14 protein-coding genes are annotated in these 12,460 nt (G+C 68.4%); 11 read left to right on the top strand and 3 right to left on the bottom strand.

Annotated elements, in window-relative coordinates; translation table 11 throughout:
- Window positions 1-12: 12 nt before the first annotated feature.
- The 8 genes from folB (at window position 13) to AC1DXI_RS04920 (ending at window position 7,070) form a co-directional block, all read left to right on the top strand.
- Window positions 13-372, top strand: a complete 360-nt coding sequence (folB, locus tag AC1DXI_RS04955) for a dihydroneopterin aldolase (RefSeq protein WP_476937684.1) — start codon at window positions 13-15, stop codon at window positions 370-372.
- On the top strand, window positions 369-938 hold the full coding sequence (gene folK, locus AC1DXI_RS04950; protein ID WP_476937683.1) for a 2-amino-4-hydroxy-6-hydroxymethyldihydropteridine diphosphokinase: 570 nt from the start codon (window positions 369-371) through the stop codon (window positions 936-938). Before folB ends, folK begins: the two co-directional genes overlap by 4 nt.
- Entirely contained in the window at window positions 935-1,462 is a 528-nt protein-coding gene (locus AC1DXI_RS04945; protein ID WP_018774933.1) for a DUF3180 domain-containing protein, read from the top strand. Before folK ends, AC1DXI_RS04945 begins: the two co-directional genes overlap by 4 nt.
- Window positions 1,443-1,955, top strand: coding sequence for a PH domain-containing protein (locus tag AC1DXI_RS04940; protein WP_476937682.1), 513 nt, complete (start codon window positions 1,443-1,445; stop codon window positions 1,953-1,955). Before AC1DXI_RS04945 ends, AC1DXI_RS04940 begins: the two co-directional genes overlap by 20 nt.
- An 18-nt stretch (window positions 1,956-1,973) precedes the next feature.
- Window positions 1,974-3,572, top strand: a complete 1,599-nt coding sequence (locus AC1DXI_RS04935; RefSeq protein ID WP_476937681.1) for a PH domain-containing protein — start codon at window positions 1,974-1,976, stop codon at window positions 3,570-3,572.
- A complete protein-coding gene (locus AC1DXI_RS04930) occupies window positions 3,565-4,485 on the top strand; it encodes a Rossmann-like and DUF2520 domain-containing protein (protein ID WP_476937680.1) in 921 nt (306 codons plus the stop codon). Before AC1DXI_RS04935 ends, AC1DXI_RS04930 begins: the two co-directional genes overlap by 8 nt.
- A gap of 1 nt (window position 4,486) precedes the next feature.
- On the top strand, window positions 4,487-5,389 hold the full coding sequence (panC, locus tag AC1DXI_RS04925) for a pantoate--beta-alanine ligase (protein ID WP_476937679.1): 903 nt from the start codon (window positions 4,487-4,489) through the stop codon (window positions 5,387-5,389).
- A 181-nt stretch (window positions 5,390-5,570) separates the two neighbouring features.
- The gene (locus AC1DXI_RS04920; protein WP_476937678.1) at window positions 5,571-7,070 is read left to right on the top strand and encodes an MDR family MFS transporter; all 1,500 of its coding nucleotides are present in this window, start codon (window positions 5,571-5,573) and stop codon (window positions 7,068-7,070) included.
- Window positions 7,071-7,173: 103 nt separating this feature from the next.
- Here AC1DXI_RS04920 and AC1DXI_RS04915 read toward each other — a convergent pair whose 3' ends face one another.
- The 3 genes from AC1DXI_RS04915 to AC1DXI_RS04905 form a co-directional block, all read right to left on the bottom strand.
- Window positions 7,174-8,007, bottom strand: coding sequence for an alpha/beta fold hydrolase (locus tag AC1DXI_RS04915; protein ID WP_476937677.1), 834 nt, complete (start codon window positions 8,005-8,007; stop codon window positions 7,174-7,176).
- A gap of 128 nt (window positions 8,008-8,135) precedes the next feature.
- Window positions 8,136-8,762 carry a thymidine kinase gene (locus AC1DXI_RS04910; RefSeq protein ID WP_018774926.1) on the bottom strand — a complete coding sequence of 209 codons (627 nt, stop codon included), beginning with the start codon at window positions 8,760-8,762 and terminating at the stop codon, window positions 8,136-8,138.
- 56 nt (window positions 8,763-8,818) lie between these two features.
- The gene (locus tag AC1DXI_RS04905) at window positions 8,819-9,796 is read right to left on the bottom strand and encodes an alpha/beta fold hydrolase (protein WP_081627339.1); all 978 of its coding nucleotides are present in this window, start codon (window positions 9,794-9,796) and stop codon (window positions 8,819-8,821) included.
- 100 nt (window positions 9,797-9,896) lie between these two features.
- Between AC1DXI_RS04905 and lysS the strand changes: the two genes are divergently transcribed.
- The 3 genes from lysS to AC1DXI_RS04890 all read left to right on the top strand — a co-directional run bounded on the left by lysS (window position 9,897) and on the right by AC1DXI_RS04890 (window position 12,083).
- The gene (gene lysS / locus AC1DXI_RS04900; RefSeq protein ID WP_018774924.1) at window positions 9,897-11,429 is read left to right on the top strand and encodes a lysine--tRNA ligase; all 1,533 of its coding nucleotides are present in this window, start codon (window positions 9,897-9,899) and stop codon (window positions 11,427-11,429) included.
- Window positions 11,430-11,431: 2 nt separating this feature from the next.
- A complete protein-coding gene (locus AC1DXI_RS04895) occupies window positions 11,432-11,602 on the top strand; it encodes a hypothetical protein (protein ID WP_018774923.1) in 171 nt (56 codons plus the stop codon).
- A 154-nt stretch (window positions 11,603-11,756) separates the two neighbouring features.
- Window positions 11,757-12,083: a histone-like nucleoid-structuring protein Lsr2 gene (locus AC1DXI_RS04890; protein ID WP_018774922.1), complete on the top strand. Its 327-nt coding sequence runs from the start codon at window positions 11,757-11,759 to the stop codon at window positions 12,081-12,083.
- Window positions 12,084-12,460 lie beyond the last annotated feature (377 nt).

Here is a 12,460-nt window from a genome sequence, read left to right as displayed (position 1 = left end):
CCGGCCGGCACCATGGATCAGATCACGCTGAGCGGCGTCACCGCCGTCGGCCATCACGGTGTGTTCGATTTCGAGCGCCGCGACGGGCAGCCGTTCGTCGTTGACGCGGTGCTGCACCTGGACTTCAGCAAGGCGGCGGCTTCCGACGACGTCCTGGACACCGCGCATTACGGCGAGGTGGCTAACTGCATCCGGGACTGGATCACGGGTGAGCCGCTGAACCTGATCGAGGCCCTCGCGGTGCGGATCGCCGAGGACGTCCTGCAGAAATTCCCCGTCGCCGCCGTGGACGTCACCGTGCACAAGCCCAAGGCCCCAATCGAAGTCGACTTCGGCGACGTCGCCGTCAGCGTGTACCGGAGGCGGACGTGAGCCCGCTCTACACCCGTGCCGTGATCGCGCTCGGCAGCAACCTGGGGGAGCGCAGCGACACCCTGTCCGCCGCCGTCGCAGACCTCGTCGACCCGCCGGAGGTGCGCCTGCTGGCCATCTCGCCGATCGTCCAGACCAAGGCCGTGGGTGGCCCGCCGGACCAGCCCGACTTCCTGAATATGGTGATCGCCGTCGAGACGTCGCTGCCGCCGCGCGAACTTCTGGAGCACTGCCACGATGTGGAGCAGAAGCATTTGCGCGTGCGCGAGGTCCGGTGGGGGCCGCGGACCCTGGACGTGGACATCATCACGTACGGGGACGTGGCCAGCTCCGACTCCGAGCTCACCCTGCCGCACCCCCGGGCCGCGGAACGGGCGTTCGTGCTGTATCCGTGGTCGCTGATCGATCCCGCGGCGGAGCTCAACGGCGAACGCGTGGGCGACCTCGCGGCGAAAGCGGCCGATTTCGCCGACCTCGCCACCTTTGACGGCTTCCAGAACCCCGCCGCAGCGGATGTCACAGCGACGGAGACCACCGGCGCGGCCGGTGCGGCGGAGCGGCCGTGAAGCTGACCAGCCCCCTGCTCCTGCTGGCCATTTGCGTGGTCCTGGCCGTGGCCGGCTGGTTCGCCACCATGCTCTCCGGCCGCTACGGACTGGCCACCCCGGTGCTGCCCCTGACGGGGCTGGTGACCATGGGTGTGATCGTGGCCCTCACGCTGGTGCTGGGCATCCGCGTGCTCCGGTGGCGCAACGGCAAAAAGAAGAAGAAAATCCTCAACCCCATCCTGGCGGCCTGGACCCTGGTCCTCGCCCAGGCCTGCGCCTACACCGGGGCGGTCCTTTTGGGCTGGCACGCGGGAATCGTGGTGGAGCAACTGCGGCTGTGGAACCTGCGCAGCAACCAGGACATCACCTGGCAGGCCCTGGCCATGGCTGGCGGCGCGCTGATCATGGTGGTTGTCGGGCTCGTCGTCGAGCGGTTCTGCCGGATTCCGCCCGAGGACGGCGACGCCGATTCCCGCCCCGGGGTGCAGGGAAAGCGCAGCAAGCCCTCGGCAGAAGGCGAATATGCGTACCGAAGCGATTGATCCTCCAGGCATCGACTGGCTCAGGGTGTCACCGAAGTACGTCACGGTGCGGCTCGCGGGATGGGCGCTGGGAACCCTGATCACGGTGGCACTGCTCTCGCTTCCCCTGGTCCTGGTGCTGACCGGGGCGTGGACCTGGCCGCCGGTCTGGCTGGCCGTCGCCCTGCCCGCCGTCGCGCTGCTTCTTGCCCTGTGGCGGCTCGTGCTGATTCCCCGGCAGGTGCGCTCGATCGGCTACGCCGAGCGTGAAGACGACCTCCTGATCCGGCGGGGCATCTTCTTTCAGCGCACGCTCGTGGTTCCTTACGGGCGGATGCAGTACGTGGATATTGCGGTGGGCCCGGTCGAACGTCAGCTGGGCCTGTGCACACTGAAGCTGCACACCGCAGCCGCCGCGACCAGCGCCGAGATTCCCGGCCTGCCCGCGAGCGAAGGCGCCCGGCTCCGCGAACAACTGTCCGCCCGCGGCGAAGCCCGGCTGGCCGGGCTGTGACGGGAAGGCCGTGACGGGATGGCGCTGACACCGGAGGATGCCGGACGCGCCGCCGACGGAACCGCCGTCGGATCCGGCATCGGGACAAACGCCGACGCCGGCTGGTTGCGCGTGCACCCCGCGTCGCCCTTTGTCCGCGGCTGGGTGGCGCTGGCGGCACTGCTGTTCTTTTTCGGACGCGACAGTTTCGAACGGTTCCTGCAGGGCGGCCCGGTCTTTGACGAGCGGTTGGCCGGACGGGCGCCGTGGCTGCTGCTCGGCGGCGGCACCCTGCTGCTGCTGACCGTTCTCGGCTACGTCCTGAGCTGGTACTTCACCCGCTACCAGGTGGCCGGCGGCTACGTGCGCGTCAACACCGGTTTCCTGTTCAAGCAGCAGCGGCAGGCCAGGCTGGACCGGGTGCAGGCGATCGACGTCGTGCAGCCCCTGCTGGCGCGGATCTTCGGACTGGCTGAACTGCGGTTCGAAGTCGCCGACGCCGGCCAGTCCGCGGTGCGCCTGGCGTACCTGCGCGCGGACGAGGCCCGGCAGCTCCGCGCGACAATCCTGGCCCGCGCCTCCGGTGCAGCCGCCGGGACGTCGGCGCCTGGGCCGGGAGACCCGGAGTCCGGAGAGCTGGCGTCCGCCGCCGTGGAGGCCCCCGAACAGGTCGTGCTGACCGTGCCGCCGCCGCGCCTGCTGGGCTCGTTGCTCCTGAGCGAACAGAGCGCTGTGATCCTGGCTGGCGGCATTGCCTCGGTGATGCTCTCCGCTGTCACGGAAAACCGGAACTTCGCGGTCTTCCTGATCCCTGCCGCGATCGGGCTCCTCGCCTCCTACTGGTCCTCGTTCAACAAGGGCTACAACTTCACGGCCGCCGTTTCCCCGGACGGCATCCGGCTGCGCTACGGCCTGCTGGACACGCAGGCACAGACCGTGCCGCCGGGCAGGATCCAGGCGCTGAAGGTAAGCCAGCCGCCGCTGTGGCGGGTGTTCGGCTGGTACCGGATCCAGGTCAACGTGGCCGGCTACGGCCTGGCCAGCAGCGCCGGGGAAGGGTCGGCCCGGACCACGCTGCTTCCGGTGGGATCCCTCGCCGACGTCATGGAAATCCTCTCCCTGGTGCTCCCGGATCCCGGAACCCAGGATCCGGTGGGGCTGTTCACCGACGGGATCACCGGCCTCGCGGACCCCGCCGGGACCCCGGGCAGCGCAGCCGGCCGGGACGCCGACGGCGGCTTCGTCACCAGCCCACGCCGGGCCCGGTTCCTGGCGCCGTTGGGCTGGCGGCGCAACGGTTTCACGGCAACGGAGACCGCCCTGCTCCTGAGGTCGGGCCGCTGGTGGCGGAACTTCGTGGTGGTGCCGCACCAGCGCACCCAGTCCATGGCGCTCGAGCAGGGTCCGCTCGCCCGGCGGTTCCGGGTGGCGGACCTGGTCCTGCACACCACGGCGGGTCCGGTGGCCCCGCGGCTCATCCAGGCCGGCCTCGACGAAGCCCGGGCCCTGTTCGATGCCCAGTCCGCCCGTGCCCGCGCCGCGCGCAAACACCAGAAGAGCGAACACTGGCTGGAGCCGGCGGCCCAGCCGGCCGCACCACCCGCAGAAGACCCCCAGGAAGGCCCGCATCATGGCTAAACCAGGACGCCTCGGCGTCGGAATCATTGGCGCAGGGAAGGTCGGTGCCGTCCTGGGGGCGGCGCTACGCGGAGCCGAGCACGCCGTCATCGGGGCGTCCGCCGTTTCGGACGCCAGCAAAGAACGCGTCGAGACGCTTCTGCCCGGCGTCCCGATCCTGGACGTGCAGGACATCGTGGAGCGCGCCGAACTGGTCCTGCTTGCCGTCCCGGACGATGCCCTGGGCCCGCTGGTGAACGGACTGGCCAAGCTCGGCGCCTGGCAGCCCGGCCAGCTTGTGGCGCACACCTCCGGGCGCTTCGGCGTCGGGATCCTGCACCCGGTCCGCGCCGCCGGCGCCGTGCCGCTCGCGCTGCACCCGGCCATGACGTTCACGGGCATGAGCCTGGACCTCACCAGGCTCCTGGACTGCACCTTTGGCGTCACGGCTGACGCCGCGATGCTGCCGATCGCCCAGGCACTCGTTGTCGAAATGGGCGCCGAGCCCGTCGCGATCGCCGAGGCCGACCGAGTCCTGTACCACGCTGCCCTCGCGCACGGTTCGAACCATATGGTCACGCTCGTCGCGCAGGCCTCGCAGCTGCTCCGCGACGTCGGCGTCGACGCCCCGGACCGGATGCTGGGCCCGCTGCTGCGCGCCACCCTCGAGAACGCCCTCGCCTCCGGCGAAACGGCCCTGACCGGGCCCGTGGCCCGTGGCGACACCGGCACCGTGGCCGCGCACGCCGGCGCCCTCCGCGAGTACGACGGCGGCGCGGCCGGCGATATTCTTGAGGCGTACCTGGCCATGGCCCGGGCGACAGCCCGCCGGGCAGGAAGCCGCGGGCTCCTGAAGCCGGAACAACTCGACGGCATCGAACAGGCGCTCGGCGGCCCCGGCCAGAACGGGACGCCCGCCCCGGAAGGACCCTGACATGGCAATCCAACTCGTCACCACGGCTGCCCAGCTCCGCGCCGCAAGCGCCCGGCTGCTGGCGCAGAAAGGCGGCACGTCCCAGGGTCTCGTGCCCACCATGGGCGCCCTGCACGAGGGACATGCCCAGCTGGCCCGGACGGCCGTCGCCCAGAACGACGTCGTGGCCGCCACGATTTTCGTCAACCCGCTGCAGTTTGGCGAGGCCGCGGATCTGGAACGCTACCCGCGCACGCTCGATGCCGACCTCGCGCTGCTCGACGCCGAAGGGGTGGACCTGGCGTTCGCGCCGGGTGTCGAGGAGGTCTACCCCGGCGGGGCACCCCTCGTGCGGATCACGGCGGGACCCCTGGGGGAAAAATGGGAAGGCGCGTCCCGGCCCGGGCACTTCGACGGGGCGCTGACCGTCGTCGCGAAACTGCTCCACTACGGCATCCCTGGTGCCGGCCTGCCCGGTGGCGGCCAGCCCGCGTACCGCGCCTATTTCGGCCAGAAGGACGCGCAGCAGCTGGCCCTGGTCCAGCGCATGGTGGCGGACCTGAATTTCCCCGTGGAGATCGTGCCGGTGCCCATTGTGCGCTCGGCCGACGGCCTGGCGCTCTCCAGCCGCAACCGCTTCCTCTCCGAAGACCAGCGCGAGGCGGCCCTGGTGCTCTCCCGCGCGCTGCGGCTCATCGAGGAGCGCGCCAACGCCCATGAGCCGCTGGACGTCGAATCCGCGCAGGCCCTTGTCCGGTCCCAGCCGCTCGTGGAGCTGGACTATTTCGAGGTGGTGGATCCGCGCACCCTCGAGCCCCTCGCGGAGAACTGCCGGGACACCCCGTTCCGCGGCGAGGGGCTGGCGATCATCGCCGCCACGGTGGGCCCCGTCCGCCTCATCGACAACGCGCACCTGAACTCCTAACCCCACACCCCCAAGAAGCAACGCGGGGTCAAATACGGCCCATGCCGCCGCCCGTCATCGGCCGTATCTGACCCCGCGTTGATATCGCGGTGACGGGAATGCCCCCGGGCCCTAGACTGTTGCAACCTGTAGCAGCGCCGACGCTCGCCGGACCCATACCAAACTCCCTGAGGGAATTCCCATGTCAACAGACGTCTCTTCCAACGCCTCTGGCGATCCCGCACCGGGCGCTGCCCCCGCCGTCCCCGCGCAGCACCTGCCGGCGGCGCCTGTCGCGCCCACCGCGCCGGCAAAGATGTCGCGGGAGTCCGTGGCCATCATCGCCACGTTGCTGGTGGCCACCTTCGTCGTGATCCTCAACGAGACCATCATGAACGTGGCCCTGCAGCGGCTGATGGTGGACCTGAACATTGATGCGCCCACCGTGCAGTGGCTGTCCACGGGTTTTATGCTCACCATGGCCGTCGTGATCCCCACCACCGGATTCATCCTGCAGCGGCTGACCACCCGTGCCGTGTTCATGCTGGCCATGGGACTCTTTTCCGGCGGCACGCTGCTGGCGGCCCTCGCGCCGGGCTTCGAAGTCCTGCTGCTGGCCCGCATTGTCCAGGCCGGCGGCACCGCCATCATGCTGCCGCTCCTGATGACCACCATCCTCACGCTGGTGCCGCTGGAACGCCGCGGCGCCGTCATGGGCAACGTCAGCATCGCCATTTCGGTGGCGCCAGCACTGGGCCCCACGGTTTCCGGCCTGATCCTCCAGCATTTTTCATGGCGGTTCATGTTCGTCTTCGTGCTGCCGATCGCGCTCGCCGCGCTGGCCATCGGGGCCAGATACCTGACCAACATCGGTGAGACCGAGAAGACCCGGCTCGATGCCCTCTCCGTGGTGCTCACGGTCCCCGCTTTCGGCGGCCTGGTGTACGGCCTGAGCCAGATCGGCGGCGGCCAGGGCGGATCCCGCACCCCCGCCGTGGTGGCCCTGGCGGTTGGCGTGCTGGCCCTGGCCGCGTTCGTCCTGCGCCAGCTGAAGCTGCAGAAGACCGACGGCCCCCTGCTGGACCTGCGCGCCTTCACCTTCCGGATGTTCACCGTGTCCGTGCTGCTGCTGGTCGTGGCCATGATCGCCCTGTTCGGTGCGGTGATCCTGCTGCCGTTGTACCTGCAGGAGATCCGCGGCCTTACCTCACTTGAGACCGGACTGGTCCTGCTGCCCGGCGGACTGGCCATGGGCCTGCTGGGCCCCTTCATCGGCCGCGTATTCGACAGGGTCGGGCCCCTGCCGCTGACAGTGACCGGCTCGATCATGATGGTGCTGTCCCTCTGGCAGTTCTCCATGCTGGACGCCACGTCGCCGCTGGGGTGGATCATCGCCCTGCATGTGGCACTGAGCCTGGGCCTGGCGCTGTTGTTCACCCCGGCCTTCACGACGGGGCTGAACCCGCTGCCGCCGCACCTGTACTCCCACGGCTCGGCCATCATGAGCACGCTGCAGCAAGTGGCCGGCGCCGCCGGCACGGCGCTCCTGGTCTCGATCTACGCCTTCGTGGCCGTTAACTCGGGCATGGTCGCCGGCATGCATGCGGCATTCCTGACGGCGGCCGTCATAGCCGTCGCCGCCGTCGTGCTGTCCTCCATGATGCGCAAAACCGAAGGCGCGGCACACCCGGCCGCCCATTAGCCGCAATTAACAAAACAACGCGGGGTCACTTAGCGCCGGTCCGGACCTCCGGAATGGGCGCTAAGTGACCCCGCGTTGCTTGTACGGCGTTGCGTGTTGCGGGTCAGCCTGAGTAAAACGCGCTCAGCTCGGCGATCAGCTTGTCCGGCGCCTTGTTGACACCGTCGTGTCCCATGCCCGGCAGGATCGTATAGCTGGAGCCGGAGAGGACATCGTGGATCTGGGCGCAGGCCACGCCGAAGTAGGCCGGGCTCTTCTCGCCAACAATGATCAGCGTCTCCAGCGGTAGTTGCAGGAAGGGTTCGGCCGGCATGTCCGCGGCGATGATCGCCTTGATCTCGCGGACGCCGGTCTGCATGAGGTCGCGCAGCTGCTTGCCGATCGGGGTGCCCGCCGAAAGCTTGTTCGCCAGCGTCAGCATGGACAGCGGCATCCGGGACAGGGCGCTGCCGGTCTCCAGGCCCTTGAGCAGGACGGCGAGGGCGCGGTCGTCGTCGCCGGCTGCGGTCGCCCGCTCGTATTCGGGCGTCCAGTCCGCCGTGACGCTGTGGTTGACGGACACGGCGGGGTCGTACACGGCGAGCCGTTCCACCGGCAGGGTACGGGCCGCGTGCAGGGCCACCGCCCCGCCGAAGCTGTGGCCGAAGACGTCTGTGCTGGCGGTGTGCTTCATGACGGCGTCGAGGTCGTGGATGTCCACGTCGAGGGTGTAATCCTCTGGCTGCGGGGAGGACGAGCCGCGGCCGCGACGGTTGAAGGTGTGCACCGGCCGGCCCAGTGACGCACTGAGTTTCTGCGCGAAACGGGTGTAATCGGCGGCCGTCACCATCGAGGCCGGCACGACGACGATGCCCGAACCCGCCGAGGCGAGCTCGGCGCCCGTGCTCAAAAGCTCGATCGTTCCGCCGTTGGGGGTTCTGATGTTCTCGCGGGTCATGCTCCGAGCCTAGCCGAGGCCGCGCCGCGGTGCAGTACGCCGCAGTTCAGTTCAGTGCAGTATGACCGCAGTTCACTTGGGCAGTGCAGTGCAGTACGCCGCAGTGGCGCTGCGCAGGCGCGCCGGCGCTAGTTGCCCAGCCGGCCGCCGGAGACCTCGAGGTAGCAGGCGCCGCAGAGCGACTCGTACCAGACGTCCTGGCCGTCGATCGCAACCTGGTTTCCGTCGAACACCACGTGGTCCCCGATCCGGCGCGTGTTGAAGATGGCCTTCCGTCCGCAGCGGCAAATGGTCTTGAGCTCTTCGAGGGTGTGCGCGATCTCCAGCAGGCGCAGGGAACCGGGGAACGCACGGGTCCGGAAGTCGGTGCGGATGCCGTAGGCGAGGACGGGGACGTTGTCCAGGACCGCGATGCGGAAGAGGTCGTCCACCTGCTCCGGTTCCAGGAACTGGGCCTCGTCCACCAGCAGGCAGGCCACCGGCGGGGTGTCGACGTGCTGCAGCAGGGCGTCGGGATCGTCGCCGTGGGCCTGGGCGGTGAAAAGCGCGCGGGCCGACGCGCCGGCGGGGATCAGGAAGTCCACCGAACGGGTCATGCCCAGGCGGGACACGACGTCGGAGTCGCCCTTGGTGTCCACGTCCGGCTTGGCCAGCAGGACCCGCTGGCCGCGTTCCTCATAGTTGAACGCCGCCTGCAGCAGCCCCGTAGATTTGCCGGAGTTCATGGCGCCGTAGCGGAAGTAGAGCTTGGCCAAGGGGGTCCTTTCGAAAGGGTCGCCCCCGATTCTAGCGGTCGGTCGCGTTGCCGGCCTCAGCGGCCGGGCCCGCTCCGCCGCCACCGGGCCGGCACGCCCGCGGCTGCAAGGCTGCCGGCCAGGCTGACGGGCGGCGGGGCCGCAGCCCCGGGTCCGCCGCGGAGGAACCGGGCCGTGCGCAGGGCCAGCCGGCTTCCCGGCCGGATGGGGCCTTCGTGGAGCTGACCGGGGACCACGGCGAAGCTGACCGCGGGGACGGCGTCGGCAAGCTGGTGGCTCGTTTCGGCGAAGTAGCCGGGGCTCCAGCCGCCGCTGAGCATGAGGGTGGGGGTGGTGATGGCGGCAAAATCCTCAAGTTCGGCGTCGGCATCCAGTACGGCGCGCATCTCGGCGACGGCCGTGGGCAGCAGCTGCCGCATTTCGGCGCCGAGCCTGGTCCGGGCCGAGAGGATGCTGAGCATGCGCAGCGCGCCCAGGGGCAGCATGGATACCGGGCCGGCCGTCTCCAGGCCTTGCACCAAATGCGCCCAGGCGTGGTCGAGCTCGCCCGCAGCCACGGACTTTTCCAGTTCGGGCCGCCAGCGCCGGGTGAGATTCCCGGAGAGGCTCACGGCGGCGTCGTAAGTCACCATCCTGCGGATCGGCAGGCTCCGGGCGGCCTCGAGGGCCACGAACCCGCCATAGCTGTGGGCCACGACGTCGCTGGCGCCGGTCTCGCGGAGCACGGTTGCCAGGTCGGCCACCTCGGTGGCGGCGGAATAGTCGGCCGGCTGGTGCGAGGAACCGGCGCGACCCCGGCGGTTGTAGCAGTGCACCGGCTGCTCCAGCAGCCGGCAAAGTTTTCGGGCAAAGGACCGGTAGAGCGCATCGGTGATAAGTGTCCCGTGCACGACGACGATGCCGGATCCTTTGCCGCGGGCCGCCACGGCGGCGTCTGACGCTGCTGCTCTGCCCGGTGCATGCCCCGCCGGACGGATGGTGTGCAGCTCAAGGTGTCCGTTGCCGTCGTCGGTCCTCACTGTCCATGTCTCCACAACTTCGAGTCTATTCCCGCCACCCGTCCGTCTGGCTGCCGCCCGGGCAGAACCGGGCCGGGACCTTCCCGGACGCAAATCGACGGTAAACTTGGGGATTGTGACTTCCCAAAACACCCCCGCCCCGAACACCGCCGCCGAGCCGCACGACGCCAGCGAACAGACCCGCATCCGTATGGAGAAGCGCGCCAAGCTGATCGAACGCGGCGTCGAGGCATATCCGGTGGGTGTCGAACGCACGCACTCGCTCACGGAAATCCGGGAGAAATACGCCTACCTGCAGGCCGATGAAACCACCGGCGACGCCGTCGGCGTGACCGGCCGGATCGTCTTCATCCGCAATACGGGCAAACTCTGCTTCGCCACCCTCCAGGAGGGCGGACTGGACGGCAAGGCCGTACGGCTGCAGGTCATGTTGAGCCTGGCCAACATCGGTGAGGAGGCGCTCGCGGAGTGGAAGTCCCTCGTGGACCTCGGCGACCACGTCTTCATCAAGGGCGAGGTCATCTCCTCACGCCGCGGCGAACTCTCCGTCATGGCGGATTCCTGGACCATGGCCTCGAAGGCACTGCGCCCGCTGCCCGTGCTGCACGCCGGGCTGAGTGAAGAAACACGTGTCCGCCAGCGCTACGTGGACCTCATTGTCCGCGACGAAGCCCGCGAGATGGTCTACACCCGCGCCGCGATCACCCGCTCCATCCGCGAAACCCTGCACCGCCAGGGCTACGTCGAGGTGGAAACCCCCATGCTGCAGCTGGTTCACGGCGGCGCGACGGCCCGTCCCTTCGAGACGCACATGAACGCCTTCGACCAGAAAATGACGCTGCGCATCGCTACCGAGCTCTACCTCAAACGCACGGTGGTCGGCGGGATCGACCGGGTCTACGACATGGGCCGGGTATTCCGGAACGAAGGCGTGGACTCCACGCACAGCCCCGAGTTCACCACTTTGGAGTCCTACGAGGCGTGGGCGGACCAGTTCGTCATGGCGGACCGGATCAAGGAAATCATCCTGGATGCCGCCGACGCCGCCGGTGTGGGCCGCGTGCTGCAGACCGAAGCCGGGGAGATCAACCTCGACGGCGACTGGACCTGGCTGGCTGTCTACCCGGGGCTGTCCGACTTCGTGGGCCAGGAAGTAACCCCCGACACCCCGGTTGCCGAGCTGCTGGAGCTGGCTGCCAAGCACGAGGTCAAGGTCGACGCCGCCTGGGAAGCCGAGAAGCTCGTCGTCGAACTCTTCGGTGAACTGGTGGAGCCGACTTTGCTCAACCCCACCTTCGTCTACGACTATCCGCCGTCCGCGCAGCCGCTGGCCCGCCAGCACCGCGAAGACGGCCGCCTGATCGAGGCCTGGGACCTCATCATCGGCGGCATGGAGCGGGGCACGGCGTTCTCCGAACTGATTGACCCGGTGATCCAGCGCGAACGCCTCACCGAACAGTCCCGCCGTTCCGCCGCCGGTGACGTGGAGGCAATGCAGCTGGACGAAGACTTCCTCCGTGCGCTCGAGTACGGCGCACCGCCCATGGGCGGGATCGGCCTCGGCATCGACCGTCTCGTGATGCTCTTCACCGGAGCCGGCATCCGCGAAACGATTCTCTTCCCCCTGTTGAAGCCCGAAGGACACTGACCGTGGACTATATCGCCGTATTGCTGCCCCCCATCGTGGTGGGCCTGCTTTTCTGGTTTGCCATGAAATCCATATTCAATGCCGACAAATCAGAGCGGCAGGCAGAAGCCCGCGCCCATGCCGAAGCCGAAACTAGGGCCAAAGGACAGGATTCCGGGACCCCGGGAAGCTAATTGCCCGGGAAAGAAGTAATAGTTCCCTATTGCCGCCTGTAGTTTTCCTTTGGACAGAGTTTTGCGCTTTGACTCCCTGCTGTAACGCGGAGGATACTTATTCCAGATACATCCTGCTTTTCTAAACGCTCGATCTTTGGAAAGAGAGTCCTTTATGGCACAGAAAGTAAAAATCATCCTCGTTGATGATCTGGATGGGGGATCCGCGGACGAAACTGTCCGGTTTGGCCTTGACGGCGTCAGCTACGAAATAGACCTGTCGTCAAGCAATGCTTCAGAACTGCGCTCCGCGGTGGAACGATTTGTGACGCACGCGCGCAAAACGTCAAGCGGACGCGCCACGCGCACGAAAATTTCCAGCGGACGGAATCAGGACTCTGCCCAGATCCGTCAGTGGGCACGGGACAACGGCTATGCGGTAAACAGCCGCGGACGTATCCAGGCTGAAATTCAGGAAGCTTACCAAAAGGCCAATTCCTAGCAGGGACCCGCGTCGGGGCGCAGTATCGGGCCCGGCATGAGAGCGCAGTATCAAGCCGCAATCACGTTTCATGGCGCCGTAATCGAGCCTCAGTCAAATGCCAATGCCCCCGTTATCTGACGGGGGCATTGCCGTGCCGACGGCGGAGCGCCCGGCCGGCGGAGCGGCCCGCCCCGCCGCCCATGGCCCCGACCTGCATCATCCCCAGGCCGATGTCCCGCCCGAGGTGAACCATTTGCCAGAGATGGCCGCTGTGGGACCAGGTTTAGCGGCCATCTTCGCCAATCCGGCAACCGTTGCCATGCCGACGGCGGATCGGCCCGCCCGCCGGGCGGATCGGCCCGCCCGGAACGGCGGATCGGCCCGCCCGGAACGGC

The organism is Arthrobacter sp. P1_H7 (genome assembly GCF_056405215.1).
This window is presented reverse-complemented; position numbering and strand designations above follow the sequence as displayed.